At 73.0% G+C, this 17,099-nt stretch carries 15 protein-coding genes and 3 tRNA genes; 11 read left to right on the top strand and 7 right to left on the bottom strand.

The window, feature by feature from the left end; translation table 11 throughout:
- Positions 1 to 17: 17 nt before the first annotated feature.
- Positions 18 to 512, bottom strand: coding sequence for a DUF3145 domain-containing protein (locus BR98_RS29500; protein WP_035854304.1), 495 nt, complete (start codon positions 510 to 512; stop codon positions 18 to 20).
- A gap of 403 nt (positions 513 to 915) precedes the next feature.
- Positions 916 to 1,941, bottom strand: coding sequence for an NADP-dependent oxidoreductase (locus BR98_RS29495; protein ID WP_035849432.1), 1,026 nt, complete (start codon positions 1,939 to 1,941; stop codon positions 916 to 918).
- Positions 1,942 to 2,033: 92 nt separating this feature from the next.
- Between BR98_RS29495 and BR98_RS29490 the strand changes: the two genes are divergently transcribed.
- Positions 2,034 to 2,495 (top strand): MarR family winged helix-turn-helix transcriptional regulator, encoded by a 462-nt coding sequence (locus BR98_RS29490; protein WP_051971215.1) that lies wholly within the window; start codon positions 2,034 to 2,036, stop codon positions 2,493 to 2,495.
- Between the two features lie 26 nt (positions 2,496 to 2,521).
- Here the strand turns inward: BR98_RS29490 and BR98_RS29485 are convergent, their stop codons facing one another.
- Both BR98_RS29485 and BR98_RS29480 read right to left on the bottom strand, forming a co-directional pair.
- On the bottom strand, positions 2,522 to 5,131 hold the full coding sequence (locus tag BR98_RS29485) for an HAD-IC family P-type ATPase (protein ID WP_063774857.1): 2,610 nt from the start codon (positions 5,129 to 5,131) through the stop codon (positions 2,522 to 2,524).
- Positions 5,124 to 5,507 (bottom strand): ArsR/SmtB family transcription factor, encoded by a 384-nt coding sequence (locus BR98_RS29480; protein WP_232247661.1) that lies wholly within the window; start codon positions 5,505 to 5,507, stop codon positions 5,124 to 5,126. Before BR98_RS29480 ends, BR98_RS29485 begins: the two co-directional genes overlap by 8 nt.
- Positions 5,508 to 5,646: 139 nt before the next feature.
- Between BR98_RS29480 and BR98_RS29475 the strand changes: the two genes are divergently transcribed.
- The 5 genes from BR98_RS29475 to BR98_RS29460 all read left to right on the top strand — a co-directional run bounded on the left by BR98_RS29475 (position 5,647) and on the right by BR98_RS29460 (position 10,739).
- Positions 5,647 to 7,320: an FtsW/RodA/SpoVE family cell cycle protein gene (locus BR98_RS29475; protein WP_063774856.1), complete on the top strand. Its 1,674-nt coding sequence runs from the start codon at positions 5,647 to 5,649 to the stop codon at positions 7,318 to 7,320.
- A 233-nt stretch (positions 7,321 to 7,553) separates the two neighbouring features.
- Positions 7,554 to 9,074, top strand: a complete 1,521-nt coding sequence (locus tag BR98_RS29470) for an LCP family protein (RefSeq protein WP_035849427.1) — start codon at positions 7,554 to 7,556, stop codon at positions 9,072 to 9,074.
- Positions 9,075 to 9,257: 183 nt separating this feature from the next.
- Positions 9,258 to 9,383, top strand: a complete 126-nt coding sequence (locus BR98_RS42140) for a hypothetical protein (RefSeq protein WP_267886097.1) — start codon at positions 9,258 to 9,260, stop codon at positions 9,381 to 9,383.
- A gap of 100 nt (positions 9,384 to 9,483) precedes the next feature.
- Positions 9,484 to 9,858, top strand: a complete 375-nt coding sequence (locus BR98_RS29465) for a BlaI/MecI/CopY family transcriptional regulator (protein ID WP_035849424.1) — start codon at positions 9,484 to 9,486, stop codon at positions 9,856 to 9,858.
- Positions 9,855 to 10,739, top strand: a complete 885-nt coding sequence (locus BR98_RS29460) for a M56 family metallopeptidase (RefSeq protein ID WP_051970366.1) — start codon at positions 9,855 to 9,857, stop codon at positions 10,737 to 10,739. The genes BR98_RS29465 and BR98_RS29460 overlap by 4 nt, the downstream gene beginning before the upstream one ends.
- A gap of 331 nt (positions 10,740 to 11,070) precedes the next feature.
- On the opposite strand, the gene BR98_RS29455 is transcribed toward BR98_RS29460, so the two are convergent.
- A tRNA-Ile gene (locus BR98_RS29455) sits at positions 11,071 to 11,144 on the bottom strand.
- 193 nt (positions 11,145 to 11,337) lie between these two features.
- Between BR98_RS29455 and BR98_RS29450 the strand changes: the two genes are divergently transcribed.
- Positions 11,338 to 12,189 (top strand): trypsin-like serine peptidase, encoded by an 852-nt coding sequence (locus BR98_RS29450; protein ID WP_035849415.1) that lies wholly within the window; start codon positions 11,338 to 11,340, stop codon positions 12,187 to 12,189.
- A gap of 104 nt (positions 12,190 to 12,293) precedes the next feature.
- Positions 12,294 to 13,061 (top strand): trypsin-like serine peptidase, encoded by a 768-nt coding sequence (locus BR98_RS29445; RefSeq protein ID WP_051970364.1) that lies wholly within the window; start codon positions 12,294 to 12,296, stop codon positions 13,059 to 13,061.
- A gap of 42 nt (positions 13,062 to 13,103) precedes the next feature.
- Here the strand turns inward: BR98_RS29445 and BR98_RS29440 are convergent.
- Positions 13,104 to 13,179: transfer RNA gene (locus BR98_RS29440), tRNA-Asn, on the bottom strand.
- A 50-nt stretch (positions 13,180 to 13,229) separates the two neighbouring features.
- Positions 13,230 to 13,302 (bottom strand) — tRNA-Asn (locus BR98_RS29435).
- 267 nt (positions 13,303 to 13,569) lie between these two features.
- Between BR98_RS29435 and BR98_RS29430 the strand changes: the two genes are divergently transcribed.
- The 3 genes from BR98_RS29430 (at position 13,570) to BR98_RS29420 (ending at position 16,823) form a co-directional block, all read left to right on the top strand.
- A complete protein-coding gene (locus BR98_RS29430; protein ID WP_035849413.1) occupies positions 13,570 to 13,863 on the top strand; it encodes a hypothetical protein in 294 nt (97 codons plus the stop codon).
- Between the two features lie 77 nt (positions 13,864 to 13,940).
- Complete coding sequence (locus BR98_RS29425) at positions 13,941 to 15,377, top strand: FGGY family carbohydrate kinase (RefSeq protein ID WP_035854296.1); 1,437 nt, start codon at positions 13,941 to 13,943, stop codon at positions 15,375 to 15,377.
- Positions 15,378 to 15,416: 39 nt separating this feature from the next.
- Positions 15,417 to 16,823 (top strand): glutamate decarboxylase, encoded by a 1,407-nt coding sequence (locus BR98_RS29420; RefSeq protein ID WP_035849409.1) that lies wholly within the window; start codon positions 15,417 to 15,419, stop codon positions 16,821 to 16,823.
- Positions 16,824 to 17,099 lie beyond the last annotated feature (276 nt).

Here is a 17,099-nt window from a genome sequence, read left to right as displayed (position 1 = left end):
CCTGCTCTGTCGGACTGTCAGACCACCTGGTGCAGCCAGCGCACCGGCGCGCCCTCACCGGCGTAGCGGAACGGCTCCAACTCGTCGTCCCAGGGCTTGCCGAGCAGCCGGGACAGCTCGGCCTCCAGGTCGGTGCCCTCGCTGCGGGCCCGCAGCAGCACCGCGCGCAGCCGGTCCTCGGGGATCAGGATGTCCCCGTGCATGCCGGTGACGGCGTGGAAGATGCCCAGCGTCGGGGTGCTGCTGTAGCGCTCGCCCTCGGCGGTGGCGCAGGGCTCGCTGGTCACCTCGTAGCGCATCAACTGCCAACCGCGCAGCGCGGAGGCGAGCTTGGACGCCGTGCCCACCTCCCCCTGCCAGGAGAACTCCGAGCGCCACTGGCCGGGAGCCGCCGGCTGGCGGATCCAGTCAAGGCTGACCCGCACGCCTAGCACGCCCGCCACCGCCCATTCGACGTGCGGGCACAGCGCGCGGGGCGCGGAGTGGATGTACAGGACTCCACGTGTCGTCACCGGGACCTCCAGGCTGTGGACGAGGGTCGCCTTCCCCAGCTGCCTCGTGCCGGTGGCCGGTTGGTCCTGGGCGCCACTTGGCTCGACTCCTGCCCGTTCGGTGCTCAGGTCAGTCAACTGCTCAGGGTCAATCGACAATAGGTAACTAACTTGAGCAAAACGGACAGGCTTCAACCATGGTAGTCAGTTCCGGGAAGAGGTCTACCCCTGATCGGGATCTCTCCCCCGAACGGCCCCATCCGGTGGCGCAGCGGCGGTGCGGCCACGCTATCGCGCCGCACCCGGGGCCGTCTGACGCTCCGTCGGAACGGGCCTGAATCCGTCTGCGGGGGTCGCGCGCCACAACGCCGCGCGCCCCGGCGGACCTTGGGGGTCCGCCGGGGCGCGCTGGTCCGAGGACTGCTCAGGAGGCCAGCCGGACAACCATCTTGCCGGTGTTGCTGCCGTGCAGCAGGCCGAGGAAGGCGTCCATGGTGTGCTCGATGCCGTCCACCACGGTCTCCTCGTACTTCAGGCTGCCGTCCTTCAGCCAGCCCGCGACCTCGGTGACGAACTGCCCCTGCAGCGCGGCGTGGTCGCCGACCAGCATGCCCTCCAGGCGCAACCGCTTGCCGATCGCCAGCGCCAGGTTGCGCGGGCCGACCGGCGCGCCGGTGTCGTTGTACTGCGCGATCGCGCCGCAGAGCACCGCCCTGCCGTGCACGTTGAGCGCGGAGATGGCGGCCTCCAGGTGGTCGCCGCCGACGTTGTCGAAGTACAGGTCGATGCCCTCGGGCGCGGCCTTGGCGAGCTGCTCGTGGACCGGGGCGTCCTTGTAGTTGAAGGCCGCGTCGAAGCCGAACTCCCCGGTCAGCGTGGCCACCTTCTCCGCCGAGCCGGCCGAACCGACCACCAGGGAGGCGCCCTTGAGCTTGGCGATCTGGCCGACCAGCGAACCGACCGCGCCGGCCGCGCCGGAGACGAAGACGGTGTCGCCCTGCTTGAACGCGCCGACCTCCAACAGGCCCGCGTAGGCGGTCAGTCCGGGCATGCCGAGGACGCCGAGGTAGTAGGAGAGCGGGGCGTGCGCCTCGTCCACCTTGACGGCGTGCTGCGCCGGGACGGTGGCGTACTCGCGCCAGCCGCCGAAGTGCAGCACGGCGTCACCGACCTCGTAGCCCTCGGCGGCGGAGGCCACCACGTGGCCGACCGCGCCGCCTTCCATCGCCTTGCCCAGCTGGAACGGCGGGGTGTACGACTTCACGTCGTTCATCCGGCCGCGCATGTACGGGTCGACCGACAGGTAGGCGTTGCGAACCAGCACCTCGCCGGGCTCCGGCGCGCGCACCGGTGCCTCGACCAGCTCGACGTCGGTGGGGACGGGCCAGCCGTTCGGACGGGCCTTGAGGTGCCACTCGCGGGCGGTGGCGGGCACGGGCTGCACTGCCATGGGACATGCTCCTGACCTGAAAGGTTGAGTTACTGAAGCAACACTGGACCTGAAAGGTTCAGATTGTCAAATATTCAGGTAGACTCGTTCCCATGGAGCGCTTGGAGACAGAGCCCGCAACCACCCCCGGTGCGACCGACGAGCTCACCCGTGAGGTGGTCGACCTCATGGCGGGCCTGGTCGCGCTCTTCCACCGCGAGTACGAGGAGGCGGCCGCCGCCCGCTCGCTCACCGGTGCCCAGGCCAAGGTGCTGGCGCTGCTGCGCCGCGGGCCGATGCCGATGCGCCAGATCGCCCAGACGCTGAGCTGCGAACCGTCCAACATCACCGGCATCGTCGACCGCCTGGAGCTGCGCGGTTTCGTCACCCGGGAGGCCGACCCGCAGGACCGCCGGGTCAAGCTGGTCGCCGCCACCGAATCCGGCCAGGGCGCCTCCGCGGAGCTGCGCGAATCGCTGAACTTCGCCCGCGAGCCGCTGGCCGCCCTGGCCGACGACGAGCGCCGCACCCTGCGCGACCTCCTGCAGCGGATGCTCACGGGGGCCGGCGCGTAGCGCAGTCCGTCCGGGCCGACCACCGGTCAGGCGCGACGCCGCATCAGGGCTCGCCAGAACGCGCGACCCGCGCACAGCAGCACCGCGTAGCAGAGCACGACCAGCCCAAGCGGCCCGTAGGCCTCGGTCGGCAGCGGGCCGAAGCCCAGTGCCCGGCCGAGCGGGCCGAGCGGCAGCAGCACGCCGACCAGCGCGAGGGCGGCCGCCGCGCACCAGACCGGACGCGGCGGGCGCAGCCTGACCGTGCTGCTCAGGCAGTAGAGCACCGGCAGCGCCAGTGCCTGGGTCAGCAGGTTCTCGGTGAACCAGGCGGTGTGGAAGACCGCCGCCGCGCCCGGGCCGTGGAAGCCGTCGGCGGCTCGGCTCATCGCCTCGAAGAGCGCGATGTCCGAGACCGAGTTGAGCAGACCGAAGACCGCCGCGAAGCCCGCCAGCGCACCCCAGGGCAGCCGCACCGGTCGCTCCGCCGGGCCCAGTGACCGCCCGCTCACCGCGAAGGAGAGCTGGGCCGCGTCGAAGCAGAGGTTCTGCAGCAGCACCTGCGCGGGCAGCATCGGAAGGAACGGCAGCAGCACCCCGCCGGCCAGCATCGAGAGGGCGTTGCCGAGGTTGCAGGAGAGCGCTATCCGCAGATAGGCGGCCACCCGCGCGACCGCCTCCCGGCCCGCCACCAGGGCGCGCCCGGCGCTCGCCAGATCGCCGTCGCCGAGCTGCAGGTCGGCCCAGGCCCGGGCGGCGCCGACCGCTCCCGCGGTGGCGATCCCGACGTCGGCGGCGCGCAGCGCGGGGACGTCGTTGACGCCGTCGCCGAGGAAGCCGACGGTCCGTCCGGTCCGTCGCAGCGCGTGCACCACCCGGGCCTTCTGCTCCGGGTCGCAGCGGGCGAAGACCGCCCCCTCGGCCACGGCGGCGGCCAGTGCGCCGTCCTCCAGTGCGGCCAGCTCGGCGCCGAGCAGCACCCGCCGCACCGTGAGCCCGAGCTGCTCGCAGAGCCGCAGCGCGGTCCGCGGGTGATCACCCGTCAGCACGGTCGGCGTGACGCCGAGGTCGGCGAGCAGGGCGAGTGCGGCGGCCGCGGAGTCCACCGGCTCCTCGCGCACCGCGACGAAGCCGAGCAGGGTCAGCGGGGCGTCGGCCGCAAACCCGCCGAGCCGCGCGGTCCGTTCGGCGCGGGCCACCGCGAGCAGCCGCAGGCCCTGGCCGGTGCGGTCGGCGACCAGCTCCTCCAGGGCGGCGCGCTGCGACTCGTCCAGCTCCGTGCACCGGGCCAGCACCGCCTCCGGGGCGCCCTTGACCAGCAGGGTCTGACGGCCCGTCGTGCGCAGCACCGCGCCGGAACAGCGATTGGCCGGGTCGAACGGCAGCAGCTGCTGCACCACCGGGGACGGGCCGTCGAGCAGCCCGGCCCGGTCGGCGGCGGTCAGCAGCGCCTCGTCCAGCGGGTCGAGCAGCCCGGGCTCGGCCTCCAGCAGGGCGGCCTCGGCGAGCTGCGCGGCCCGACGCAGCGGCTCCGGGTCGGGCCGGCCCGCCGGGTCGAGGCCGCCGACCACGGCGAGCTCGCCGCTGGTCAGGGTGCCGGTCTTGTCCAGGCAGAGCACGTCCAGCGCGCCCAGCTCGCCGACCGTCGGCAGTCGGCGCACCAGCAGCCCGGTCCGGGCGAGCTCCCGGCTGCCGCGGGCCAGCACCGAACTGACCACCAGCGGCAGCAGCTCCGGCGTCAGCCCGACGGCCGCCGCCACCGCGAACGGCAGCAGCGTGCGGCTCCACCCGTGCAGCAGCGTGTCGGCGGCCACGGTGGCCGGGACGGCGGCGACCATGAACCCGATCAGCGCGCGCACCGCCCGCCGGACACCCCGCTCGACGGCGGACCTGGGGCCGGGCCCGGGCGCCGTGAGCGGGCGGTGGGCGGCGCCGAAGCGGGTGGTGGCGCCGGTGGCCAGGACCAGCGCGGTGGCGCTGCCGGTGACCACCGTGCTGCCCGCGAAGAGCAGGTGCGGCTCCTCGAACGGGCTGTCCGTGGCAGCCTGCGGCGGCAGGTCGGGGGCGGTGCGGGCGACCGGCTCGCTCTCCCCGGTGAGCGCTGACTGATCCACCGTCAGCCCCTCGGCGCGCAGCAGCCGCAGGTCGGCGGGCACCGCGTCGCCCCAGCTCAGCCGCACCACGTCGCCCGGCACCAACTGGTCGGCGGGCAGTTCCCGGGCCAGCGGCAGGTCACCGTGCTCGGCCCGGCGCAGCACGGTCGCGGTGCTCGGCAGCAACGCCCGCAGCGCGCGCAGGGCCGCCGCGCTGCGCCGCTCGCCGGCCAGCCGCAGCGCCACCGCGCCGGTCACCAGGAGGGCGAGTATCGTCGCGCCGCCCCAGGAGCCGATCAGCGCGCTGACCGCGCTGAGCACGGTCAGCAGCGCGGTGAACGGGTCGGCCAGCGCGGTCAGCGCCCGCCGCGGGCCGCTCGGTTCGGGCGGCGGCAGCACGGTGTTCTCGCCGTACCGGGCCAGCCGCTCCTCGGCCTGTGCCTCGGTCAGTCCGCGCGGGGAGGCCTCCACCGCGCGCAGCGCCTGCAGTCGGCTCAGCCGGGCCGGCCGGTCCGCCGGTCCGCCCGGAAGCGGTGGCGGGACCGAGCGCAGCCGCTCAGGCACCGCTGCCCCGGAACCGGCGCACCTCGCCGCCCAGGGTCGGCTGGGCGGCGTCCAGCTTCTCGATCATCAGCCGGACCAGCGTCGCCACCTGCGGGTCCTCCACCTCGTAGACCTGGCGTCGGCCCTCGCGGCGGTTGGAGACGATGCCGGCCAGCTTGAGCTTGGCCAGGTGCTGGCTGACCGCCTGCAGGGTGCCGCCGACCCGCTCGGCCAGCGTGCCGACGTCGGCCTCGCCCTGGCTGAGCACCCACACGATGTGCAGCCGCATGGTGGAGGCGAGCAGGCCGAAGGAGGCCGCCGCCTGCTGCAGGAGCTGCGGGGATGGGTCGTCGAGCTTGGTCCAGCCCGTCATCCGTACCGCCCTCTCCCTGGTCATGTGGCCGCTCAGTCTAACCGCGCCGCCCCGGGGCGCACAGGGCGCGCTCCACTACCGCTGCGCGGCCCGGTGGCCCCGCCACACCGCTCGGCATGCGAGAATTCGCCGGTCCAGAGTGCCGCGCCGGTGGGGAGTTCGTGTGATAGGCAGCCAACGGGCCAGCCAGCGGGCCGAGGGCCGACGCGGGGCCGACCGGCGGCGCAATGTGGAGCTGGCGCTGCTGGGCCTCGCCCTGGCGGTCTGCTTCTTCGCCTACATCGACGCCAACGAGGCGATGAACGGCAAGCTGCCCAAGGGGCTGCTGGTCTACGGCGTCATGTTCACCGGCCTGACCCTGGTCGCGCACCTGGTGATGCGCCGCTTCGCCCGGTACGCGGATCCGCTGATCCTGCCCTGCGCGGTGCTGCTCAACGGCTTCGGCCAGGTGTTGCTGGACCGGCTCGACCAGTCCTACAAGATCGTGCACGCGGCCAAGGGCGACTTCCAGAAGCTGCCGGCCGCACCCCAGCAGGTGACCTGGATCTTCATCGCGGTCGCCGTGGCGCTGGGTCTGATCGTGCTGGTCAAGCACCACCGGATCCTCCAGCGCTACGTCTACATCCTGATGGTCGGCGCGCTGGTGCTGCTGATGGCGCCGGCCTTCTTCCCCGGCGACAGCTTCGGCGCCAAGCGGTGGATCCGGCTGCCCGGCATCTCGCTGGAGCCGGACGAGTTCGTCAAGCTGGCGATCTGCGTCTTCTTCGCGGGTTATCTGATGGTCAGCCGGGACGCGCTGGCGCTGGTCGGCCGCAAGATCTGGGGCCTGAGCCTGCCGCGCGGGCGCAACGCCGGACCGGTGCTGGCGATCTGGGTGATCAGCCTGCTGGTGCTGATCTTCGAGCGCGACCTGGGCACCTCGCTGATCTTCTTCGGCGTCTTCATCGTGATGCTCTACGTGGCCACCGAACGCACCAGCTGGACCGTGCTCGGCATGCTGATGGCGGTCGGCGGGGCGACCGTGGTCGGCACCCTGGAGCCGCACGTGCACGGCCGGGTCGAGGCCTGGCTGCACCCGCTGGACTACTACAAGACGCTCGGCCAGCCGCACCCGGCGGTCAGCTCGAACCAGCCGGCCGAGGCGCTGTTCAGCTTCGGCACCGGCCACCTGACCGGCACCGGCCTCGGCCAGGGCCGGCCCTGGCTGATCGGCTTCGCCGGGCGCAGCGACTTCATCTTCACCACGATCGGCGAGGAGCTGGGCCTGGCCGGGGTGATCGCCGTGCTGATGGTCTACGGGCTGTTCATCCAGCGCGGGCTGAAGACCGCGCTGAGCCTCTCCGACCCGTTCGGCAAGCTGCTGGCCACCGGCCTGGCCAGCGCGGTGGCGCTGCAGGTCTTCGTGGTGGTCGGCGGGGTCACCGGGCTGATCCCGCTGACCGGCAAGGCGCTGCCGTTCCTGGCCGCCGGCGGCTCCTCGACGATGGCGAACTGGCTGCTCACCGCGCTGCTGATCAAGCTGAGCGACGCGGCCGGGCGGACCATGCTGGAGCCCGAGCCGGAGCCCTCGGGGACGATCGCGCCGATGGCCGCACCCGTGGCCGCACCGGCCGGCGCACCGGCGCAGGGCGGCGTGCCCGAGCAGGGTGGGCCGGTGGGCCCGCCGGACAACGACACCATGTACCTGCGGGCCACCCCGCCGGCGCCGCCGTCCTCGGGCGCGACGCCTCCGCCGTACGGCCGGGCGACGGTGCACGGCACGGCCCAGCCGACGCCGGGTCCGACTTCCGCGCCGACCCCCGCGCCCGGACAGCAGCCCGAGTCCCCCGGCTTCTGACGCCTCCCGACGCCCTGCGACGTCTGCTGGCGCCTGCTTGATCCTGGGCCGAACGGCCGCATCCCCCGCTTGACCACGCCGCCGGGTTTTGCGGCATGCCCATTACTTGCTAAATTGCGCAAGTGTGCAACCGGATATCCGAGTGGGTCGCCCCCAGAGAGGCCCCGGGCGCCCAACCGGGCAACCGGCCCTGACGAGCCATCAGCCCACCGGCAACCGTGCGGAGACCTTCGATGACCGACCGTCCCGGCAAGGAGCGTGCCCGAGGCAAGCCCGAAGGCACCAGCGTACGGCCCGAGCCCTCCGCCGCCCAGCACCGACGCCGCCACCTGGCGAAGATCGCCGGGCTGACCGCGGCCGCCCTGGTCCTGGCCACCGCCGGCGCCGGCTTCTGGTTCTACGAGCACCTCAACGGCAACCTGTCGATCTTCGACAGCGCCGGAATCGCCAGCGACCGGCCGCCGGACGGGCCGGCCGACGCCAGCGGCTCACAACCCGTCAACATCCTGCTGCTCGGCTCGGACAGCCGGGCCAACGGCAACGACACGCTGGCCGGCGGCGAGCTCGGCGCGGGCAGCTCCGACACCGCCGTCCTGCTGCACGTCTACGCCGACCACCGGCACGCGGTCGGCGTCTCGATCCCGCGCGACTCGCTGGTGGACATCCCGCGCTGCCTGCTGCCCAACGGCAAGTGGACCGTGCCGCAGCACGACCAGATGTTCAACTCGGCCTTCTCGCTGGGCGCGAGCCCGACCGGCAACCCGGCCTGCACCCAGAACACCGTGGAGACCATGACCGGCCTGCGGGTCCACCACACCATCGTGGTCGACTTCAAGGGCTTCGCGACGATGACCGCCGCGGTCGGCGGGGTGCCGGTCTGCGTCCCCAACGACATCAACGGCTTCGGCATCCACCTGAAGAAGGGCCGCCAGAACGTGGCCGGCCAGTCCGCACTGGACTTCGTCCGCGCCCGGCACGGGATCGGCGACGGCTCGGACATCGGGCGGATGAAGCGTCAGCAGGCCTTCCTCGGCGCCCTGATCAAGAAGATCCAGGACCGCGGCTTCGACCTCACCGCGCTGCTGCCGCTCGCCGACGCGGCGACCAAGTCGCTCACCGTCGACCCGGCGCTCGGCAGCCCGATGAAGCTGGCCTCGTTCGCCCAGTCGATGCGCTCGATCAAACTCGCCGACATCACCTTCGTCACCGCGCCCTGGCGGTACGCCGGAGACCGGGTCGCCCTGGTCCATCCCGACGTCGATACCCTGTGGACGCTCCTGCGCCAGGACCGCACACTGGATGGCCAGAGCACCGGCCGACCGGCGGATCCGAGCACCGCCGCACCGGTTTCCGCCAGCCCGGCCGTCAACCTCACGGTCCCGGTCCTCGTCCAGAACGGCACCCGCACCTACGGCCTGTCCCTGCAGGCGGTCCACGAGCTGCGGGCCAAGGGGTACCAGGACGTCAGCGCGGGCAGCGGCGGGATCGAGCACGCGGTCACCACCATCGGCTACGGCCCCGGTCACCAGGGGGAGGCCGAGCAGCTCGCCCAGTACTTCCCCGGCGCGGACGTGCGCGCCGACGCCGAGGCGACCGTCCCGCTGACCGTCACCCTCGGCGACGACTACGCCGCCACGGCCGCCGCCACCGCCTCGCCATCGGCCGGCCCGTCACCCACGGGCCTGCCCACCGGAATCGCGCAGAACAGCCGCCCCGCCGACGCCGATCCCTGCGCCGGCCTCACCTACGGCTGACCTACTCGGAAGGGAACACCGCTGACCAAGCACTGGGGGGACCACCGGTCCACCGACGCCGCCGACCTTCGCCTGGCGGCCGCCGTCGCCGAGATCGAGGGGCTGCACGCCGCCCTGCTGCACAGCACCGACCCCGCCCGGCGCCGCCGCCTGCTCGCCGAGCTCGCCCGCGCGGCCGGCCGGTTGGCCGCGCTGGCCGGCGCCCCGCCCGGCCGGGTCCCGGCCCAGGCCCGCGGCAACTCCCGCCGCCAGCGCCGCCGGCTGGCCCTGCTGCGCGGCGCCCGCTGGCTCGCCGGACGCTGGAACTGAGCGACCGACGCCTGGGGTGAGCGACCGAGGCCTGGACCGGGGCCTGCGGCTAGGCTGGCCGGCGAGTGGGCGAGGGGAGCGGGTCGAGAGGAGCGGGGCGGTGCGCGGGTTCGGCGAGCTGGAGACCGAGATCATGGAGCGGCTCTGGGCCCGCGGGCGGCCGACCAGCATGCGCGAGGTGGTCGACGACCTCAACCGGACCCGCCCGATCGCCTACACCACCGTCACCACGGTCGCCGACATCCTCTACCGCAAGGGCCGACTGCGCCGGCACAAGGAGGGACGCGCCTGGCTGTACCAGCCGGTGCGCAGCCGCGAGGAGTACACCGCCGACCTGATGCGCGAGGTGCTCGGCGAGAGCCACGACCCGCGCGCCGCGCTGCTGCTCTTCGTCGAGGGCATGGACGCCGAGCAGGCCGCCGCGCTGCGCGCAGTGCTGACCGAGGGCGCCCCGCGTGACGGCGGCGCAGCGTGATCGGCCTGCTCCTGCTGCTGCTCTTCGGCACCTGGGTCGGCGGCTTCGCGCCGTCGGCGCTGGCCCGGGCCCGCTGGGCCGTGCGCGCGCCACGGGCCGCGCTCGCGCTCTGGCTGAGCCTGTGGCTCGCCTTCGCCACCGCCGTGGCGATGACCGTGCACACCCTCACCGAGCCCGGCCACCTCAGCGGCCCGCCACTGACCTGGCTGGCCCGGGACGCCGAGCGGATGGTCGAGGGGCCGACCGGCCACCGGCAGGCGCTGCTGATCGGCGCCCTGGTGCTCGCGTCGGCCGCCGCCGTGGTCGGCCCGGCCTGGTTCCGCGCGGCCCGGGCCCGGGCCAGGCACCGCGAGCTGCTCGACCTGGTGGCCCGTCAGGAGGCCGCCGAGGCCTGGTGGACCGTCGAGGACCCGCGGGCGGTCGCCTGGTGCGTCCCCGGCCGGGGCGGTCGGGTGATCCTCTCCCGTGGCGCTCTCGAACTGCTGGACGCACCGCAGCGCGCGGCCGTGCTGGCCCACGAGCGTGCCCATCTGAGTGGCCGTCACCACCTGCCGAGCAGCGCCGCCGGAGCGCTGGGCCGGGCCCTGCCCCGCCTACCGCTGGCCCGTGCGGCGGCCGAACAGATCCCCGTGCTGATCGAGATGGCCGCCGACGACCGGGCCCTGCGCCACAGCGCCCCGCACACCCTGGCCACCGCCCTGTGCGCGGTCGCCACCGCCGCCACCCCGCCCGGCACCCTCGCCGCCGGCCACCTCGCGACCGCCCAACGCGTCCGCCGCCTGCTCCCCGTCCACCCGCTCCCCCGCCCCCTGCGCACCGCCTACTGCCTGCTCGCCCTGGCGCTGCCCACCGTCCCGGTCCTGCTCGCCTGCGGGCCGTAGGGCTCCAGACCGGGCTCAGGACAGGGCGCGGGGCTCAGCACTCAGGGCGCGAGCAGCCGCATCGTTGTTCAGCACATGGGAGCGTGATGGCGGTTCGACACATGCAACGATCACACGGCGCATCCATGCGCATGCAACCTGTCACAGCGAAGTTCAGCCGTACGGCCGACAGCACGGTCAACGCCGAACCCGCCGCACTTCTCCATCAGGGTGAACAGCGGCCTGTCGCGCCGTCAGAATCGGGCCCGTGCCCTACGATTCCCCCTGGTGCGACCCCGAAATCCCGGAGTTCACCTTGGTGAGACCCGCGCGAGACCCCGTAAAGCGTAGGTAGGGCGGGTGGGACTCGAACCCACGACCCAGGGATTATGAGTCCCCTGCTCTAACCGGCTGAGCTACCGCCCCGAACTCACCGCGTCGGCACCGGCCACCACAGTGGCTGTCCATCGCAGCACAGACGGCCCCGCAGGGCCGCCTCGGGCAGCATATCCGGTCGATCAGCCGTGGTGCGCGCCGGGGGCGTACCACGAGTGCGCTCCCGGCCCCTGAGCTGCGGTTCCGGGGTCCGGGCGGTGCGGACAGCGGTGGAGGGAGTCGGATGACGGGGCGAAAGCCGGCACTCGGCCTGGCGGTCGCGCTGCTCGCGGCGACGGTCGGCTGCGGTTCCTCGGCGGAACAGCCGAACGGCGCGGTCTGGGTGACCACACCCGCGGGGACGGCGGCGAGCGCGAACGGCGGCGCCGGCTGGAACCGTGAGCGCTTCCTGGCCGCCTTCGACAAGCACAAGGGCACCACCCGTACCGCCTCCCCCACCACACTCAACGCACTGGTCGGCGCGGTCTTCACCAAGGACTCCTCGGGCGACCACTTCTGCACCGCCAGCGTGGTGGACAGCGCGGGCCAGAACCTGATCATCACCGCGGCGCACTGCGTCTACGACCCCGGGGTCGGGCAGCGCGACGATCTGGTCTTCGTCCCCGGCTACCGCAGCGGCGAGGCGCCGAACGGGGTCTGGCCGCTGGCCGCGATCACCGTCGACCAGAGCTGGGCGAGGAGCGGCAACCCGGACCTGGACGTGGCCTTCGCGATCGTCCAGCCGCAGGGCGGCCAGCAGGTGCAGCAGGTGCTCGGCGCCAACAAGCTCGGCACCAACAAGGGCTTCCAGCTCCCGGTGAAGCTGACCGGCTATCCGAGCAGCGCCGACGTGCCGATCACCTGTGTGAACAACACCACCCAGCAGAGCCCCACCCAACTGCGGATCGACTGCCCGGACTACACCGGCGGCACCAGCGGCAGCCCCTGGGTGACCGGCTTCGACCCCACCACCAGGACCGGCACCGTGGTCGGCGTGATCGGCGGCTACCAGGAGGGCGGGGACACCCCGGACACCTCCTACAGCAGCTACTTCGGGGACGCCGTGCAGGCCCTCTACGACCGGGCCACCAGCTGACCGGATCCGCTGGTGGAGGGCTGGCGTCCGGCCTGCGCGGCCTGGTAGATCTTGAGTCCGACGTCCGGCGCACCGCGTGCCGGGAGGGACCGAGAGGTGGCGGGATGGCCGGGCTGCGGCGGATCCTGGCGTTCGGCGCCGCCGTGGTGGGTGCGCTGGCCTGCGCCGGGTGCGGCGGTCAGCAGCAGGGGGCGGCCCACGCCGCGCCCTCGCTCAGCGCCGTGGTCGCCCCGTCGAACGGGCCGGTCGGGCGGATCGGCGTGCTGCGGCACGCGGACCGCGGCAACGCCCGCTCCTGCACCGCCAGCGTGGTCGACAGCCCGGCGCACAACCTGCTGGTCACCGCCGCGCACTGCGTCTACCAGTCCGGCACCGGCACCATCGACGGGCTGACCTTCGAGCCCGGCTACCGTGACGGCACGACCCCGCTGGGCAGTTGGACGGTGGACCGGATCATCGTGGACCAGCACTGGCAGGACGACGCCGACCCCGAGTACGACGTCGCCTTCCTCACCGTCCGGCCCACCGACGGCCGGGAGATCGAGGAAGCGGTGGGCGGCGGCAACCGGCTCGGTGTGAACCGCGGCTTCGACCTGCCGGTGACGGTCACCGGCTACCCGTTCGACCAGGAGACTCCGGTCACCTGCTCGGCCCGGACCACCGCGCAGAGCGCCACCCAGGAGCGGTTCGACTGCGGCGGCTTCTCGGACGGGACCAGCGGCAGCCCGTGGCTGACCGACCAGGGGGAGCTGGTCGGGGTGATCGGCGGCTACCAGGCCGGCGGGGACACCCCGGACATCTCGTACAGCGTGAGCTTCGACGACCGGATCCTCGCGCTGTACCGGCAGGCCACCGGCGCCACCGCGAGCTGAGAACGCCGAACGCCCCCCGGCGTGGGCCGGAGGGCGTCGGTTTGGCTCCCCCAATTGGACTCGAACCAATAACCTGCCGATTAACAGTCGGCTGCTCTGCCAATTGAGCTATGGGGGATCGCTGTGCCAAGCACCGTGAGCCGGTTGACACCGGCTCAGCTGCCTGAGCTCCCGCAATTGGACTCGAACCAATAACCTGCCGATTAACAGTCGGCTGCTCTGCCAATTGAGCTATGCGGGATTGTGTTGTCTGCGCCGGGCACCCAGGAGCGCTCGCTGCGGGACATACATTAGCGCATCCAGGGGGGTGCTCCGCCAATCGCTTTCGCCCGCTGATCTTCGCGTGATCCTCGCGGCGGGCTGTTCGGCGCGCCCGCCGGGCGCCCGGCGCCCGCGCCGGGGATGCTGGGGGCTCACGCGAGTGCGGGACCCTGCCGAGCGGTTCGCCGACGGCCGGGACGGGTAGGGCACCGCGGCAAGTGCCGCGTACGAGGGTGGAGGCCGAAAGATGTGGAAGCTGTCGTTCATCGTGGGGGCCGCGGCGGGCTACGTGCTGGGCGCGCGGGCCGGCCGGCAGCGCTACGAGCAGCTCGCCGCCGCCGCGCAGAAGGTCGCGCAGAACCCGCGGGTGCAGGACGCCACGCACCGGGCCAAGGAGTCGGCGGGCGCGGCGGCCGGAAAGGCGGTGGACGCGGTGACCGGCAAGGTCGGCGAGAAGCTGCCGAACGCGCTCACCGAGCGGGTGCCGTACTTCCACCGCAAGCAGGACCAGGACGACAGCTGGGGCACCGTCCGGCGGTAGCGCCGGGCGGTACCGAGTGGGCAACACTTGCCGCAGGCGACCGTCCCACGGGGCCCGGCTGAGGCATGATCTCCATCATGGCCATCGTTGCGGGCATCGACAGCTCGACCCTTCGCACCCGGATCGTCGCGTGTGACGCGGACACCGGTGAGGTACTGCGCTCGGGCAAGGCCCCGCACCCGGAGTCCGAGGCCTCACGAGCCCGCAGCACCGAGGCGGACCCGCAGTCCTGGCTGCACTCGCTGGGCGACGCGGCCACCGGCGGCCTGCTGGAGGGGGTCCGGGCGATCGGCGTCTCCGCGCAGCAGCACAGCATGATCGGGCTGGACGCGGGCGGCGTGCTGGTCCGCCCGGCACTGCTGTGGACCGACCCGCGCTCCTCGGGCGCGGCCGCCCACCTGGTGGACGCGCTGGGCGGCCCCGCCGCCTGGACCGAGGCGATCGGCGCCGTCCCGGCGGCCACCTACACCATCGCCAAGCTGCGCTGGCTGGCCGAGTTCGAGCCGGCCAACGCGCGGCGGATCGCCGAGGTGATGCTGCCGCACGACTGGCTGGTCTGGCAGCTGCTCGGCCACCCGCAGCGGCGCACCACCGACCGCGGCGACGCCTCCGGCACCGGCTACTGGTCGCCGATCACCGGCGAGTACCGCCAGGACCTGGTCAAGCTGGCGCTCGGCCACGAACTGCTGCGGCTGCCGGAGGTGCTCGGCCCCAACGAGCCCGCCGGGCACACCCCCGAGGGTCTGCTGATCTCGGCCGGCACCGGGGACAACATGGCCGCCGCGCTGGGCCTGGGCCTGGTCCCCGGGGACGCGGTGGTCTCGCTCGGCTCCTCGGGCACCATCTTCGCCGTGCACGGGCAGCCGGTGGTGGACCCCAAGGGCATCGTCTCCTCGTTCGCCGACGCCACCGGCAACCACCTGCCGATGGTCGGCACGCTCAACGCCGCCCAGGTGCTGCGCTCCACCGCCGCACTGCTCGGCTGCGACCTGGAGGGCCTGAGCGAGCTGGCGCTGCGCTCCTCCCCGGGTGCCTACGGCCTGGTCCTGCTGCCCTACCTGGACGGCGAGCGCACCCCCCGACTGCCGAACGCGGCCGGCACTCTGACGGGCCTTCGGGCCGAGTCGATGACCCCCGAGCACCTGGCCAGGGCCGCCGTGGAGGGGATGCTCTGCAACATCGCCGACGCGCTGGACACGCTGCGCGCCCAGGGCGTGGCGATCAACCGGGTGGTGCTGCTCGGCGCGGTCGGCCGGCTGCCGGCGGTGCGCGAGATCGCCTCGCTGATCTTCGGCGTCCCGGTGGTGATACCGCCGCCCGGCGACCACGCGGCGCGCGGCGCGGCCCGGCAGGCGGCCTGGGCGCTGGCCGGCACCGAGGAGCCGCCGCAGTGGGCGCTGCCCGAGGCCCTCACCATCGAGCCCGACCCGGACCAGCCCTTTGGTGACGCAGTACGGCGACAGTACGGCGTGGTGCGCGGCCAAACCCATCCTGAGCTCAACGAGATGTCCTAGCGTGAGGAGAACGGCACCCGAGCGAAGGGCAACTCCCGCATGGCGCTGCACAAGGGCACGAGCGAGGACCACCGACTGAGCGTCAGCGCCCTGCTGGGCGAGGCCGATCCGATAGGAGCGATGCGCCAGGCCCCGCCCAAGCACCGGCTGCACCGGACGCCGCTGCCGCCGCACATCGCCTACCAGCTGATCCACGACGAGCTGATGCTGGACGGCAACGCCAAGCTCAACCTGGCCACCTTCGTCACCACCACGATGGAGGAGCAGGCCGACCGGTTGATGGCGGAGTGCCTCGACAAGAACATGATCGACAAGGACGAGTACCCGCAGACCGCCGAGTTGGAGCGGCGCTGCGTGGCGATCCTGGCCGACCTGTGGCACGCGCCCGAGCCGGACCGGGCGGTGGGCTGCTCCACCACCGGTTCCAGCGAGGCCTGCATGCTGGCGGGGCTGGCGCTCAAGCGCCGCTGGATGCGCCGCAACCAGGCCCGTTACGACGCCGGGGCCCGACCGAACCTGGTGATGGGCGCCAACGTCCAGGTCTGCTGGGAGAAGTTCTGCAACTTCTGGGAGGTGGAGTGCCGGCTCGCGCCGATGGAGGGCGAGCGCTACCACCTGGACGCGCCCTCGGCGGTGGCGCTGTGCGACGAGAACACCATCGGCGTGGTCGGGGTGCTGGGCTCCACCTTCGACGGGTCCTACGAGCCGGTCGCGCAGATCTGCGCGGCACTGGACGAGCTGCAGCACCGCACCGGCCTGGACATCCCGGTGCATGTCGACGGTGCGTCAGGGGCCATGGTGGCGCCCTTCCTGGACCCGGAGCTGGTCTGGGACTTCCGGCTGCCGCGGGTCGCCTCGATCAACACCTCGGGCCACAAGTACGGCCTGGTCTACCCGGGTGTCGGCTGGGCGCTGTGGCGCGACCAGGAGGCGCTGCCCGAGGAGTTGGTCTTCAAGGTCAACTACCTGGGCGGCGACATGCCCACCTTCGCGCTGAACTTCTCCCGGCCCGGCGCCGAGGTGGTCGCGCAGTACTACACCTTCCTGCGCCTGGGCTTCGAGGGGTACCGCGCGGTGCAGCAGTCCTGTCGCCATGTGGCCCGCCATCTGGCCACCGGGATCGAGAAGTTGGGCGCCTTCCGGCTGCTCACCAAGGGCGACGAGCTGCCGGTGTTCGCCTTCACGGTGGCCGAGCACGTGACGGCCTTCGACGTCTTCGACGTGTCGCGGCGGCTGCGCGAGCGCGGCTGGCAGGTGCCGGCCTACACCTTCCCCGACAACCGGACCGACCTGTCGGTGCTGCGCGTGGTCTGCCGCAACGGGTTCACCCTCGACCTGGCGGACCTGCTGCTCGCCGACCTGGCCCGACTGCTGCCCGAACTGCTGCACCAGCCGGGGCCGTTGCAGGAGCGGGGAATCGAGCCCACGAGCGGGTTCCACCACTAGGACCAAGCCCGCAGGCCCCATTATCACAGTCTGACCCTTGGTCAGAAGAGCCACGCCGAGAAAGTCAGATGAACAGATGACCGATCCGTAGAATGATTACGTACCGCACGGGAACACTGACTCTGAGTCAGGAGGGAGTTCACGTGCGCATCCTGCCACGCCAGAGAATCACGCGCCCCCTGCGGCCTCTTCGGCCCCCTCGCCCGCGGCGCCGCCCAGGCGGCTCCAAGGGTCCCACCCCACCCCCGCGTCCCCCTCGTCCCGCGCGCCCCGCCC

This window comes from Kitasatospora azatica KCTC 9699, assembly GCF_000744785.1.
Lineage (GTDB): Bacteria > Actinomycetota > Actinomycetes > Streptomycetales > Streptomycetaceae > Kitasatospora > Kitasatospora azatica.
This window is presented reverse-complemented; position numbering and strand designations above follow the sequence as displayed.

Excerpts from the sequence above, each read along its gene's own strand:
- BR98_RS29495 (WP_035849432.1), bottom strand. The coding sequence starts at position 1,941 with ATGGCAGTGCAGCCCGTGCCCGCCACCGCCCGCGAGTGGCACCTCAAG.
- BR98_RS29490 (WP_051971215.1), top strand. The coding sequence starts at position 2,034 with ATGGAGCGCTTGGAGACAGAGCCCGCAACCACCCCCGGTGCGACCGAC.
- BR98_RS29480 (WP_232247661.1), bottom strand. The coding sequence starts at position 5,507 with ATGACCAGGGAGAGGGCGGTACGGATGACGGGCTGGACCAAGCTCGAC.
- BR98_RS29470 (WP_035849427.1), top strand. The coding sequence starts at position 7,554 with ATGACCGACCGTCCCGGCAAGGAGCGTGCCCGAGGCAAGCCCGAAGGC.
- BR98_RS29450 (WP_035849415.1), top strand. The coding sequence starts at position 11,338 with ATGACGGGGCGAAAGCCGGCACTCGGCCTGGCGGTCGCGCTGCTCGCG.
- BR98_RS29445 (WP_051970364.1), top strand. The coding sequence starts at position 12,294 with ATGGCCGGGCTGCGGCGGATCCTGGCGTTCGGCGCCGCCGTGGTGGGT.
- BR98_RS29430 (WP_035849413.1), top strand. The coding sequence starts at position 13,570 with ATGTGGAAGCTGTCGTTCATCGTGGGGGCCGCGGCGGGCTACGTGCTG.
- BR98_RS29425 (WP_035854296.1), top strand. The coding sequence starts at position 13,941 with ATGGCCATCGTTGCGGGCATCGACAGCTCGACCCTTCGCACCCGGATC.
- BR98_RS29420 (WP_035849409.1), top strand. The coding sequence starts at position 15,417 with ATGGCGCTGCACAAGGGCACGAGCGAGGACCACCGACTGAGCGTCAGC.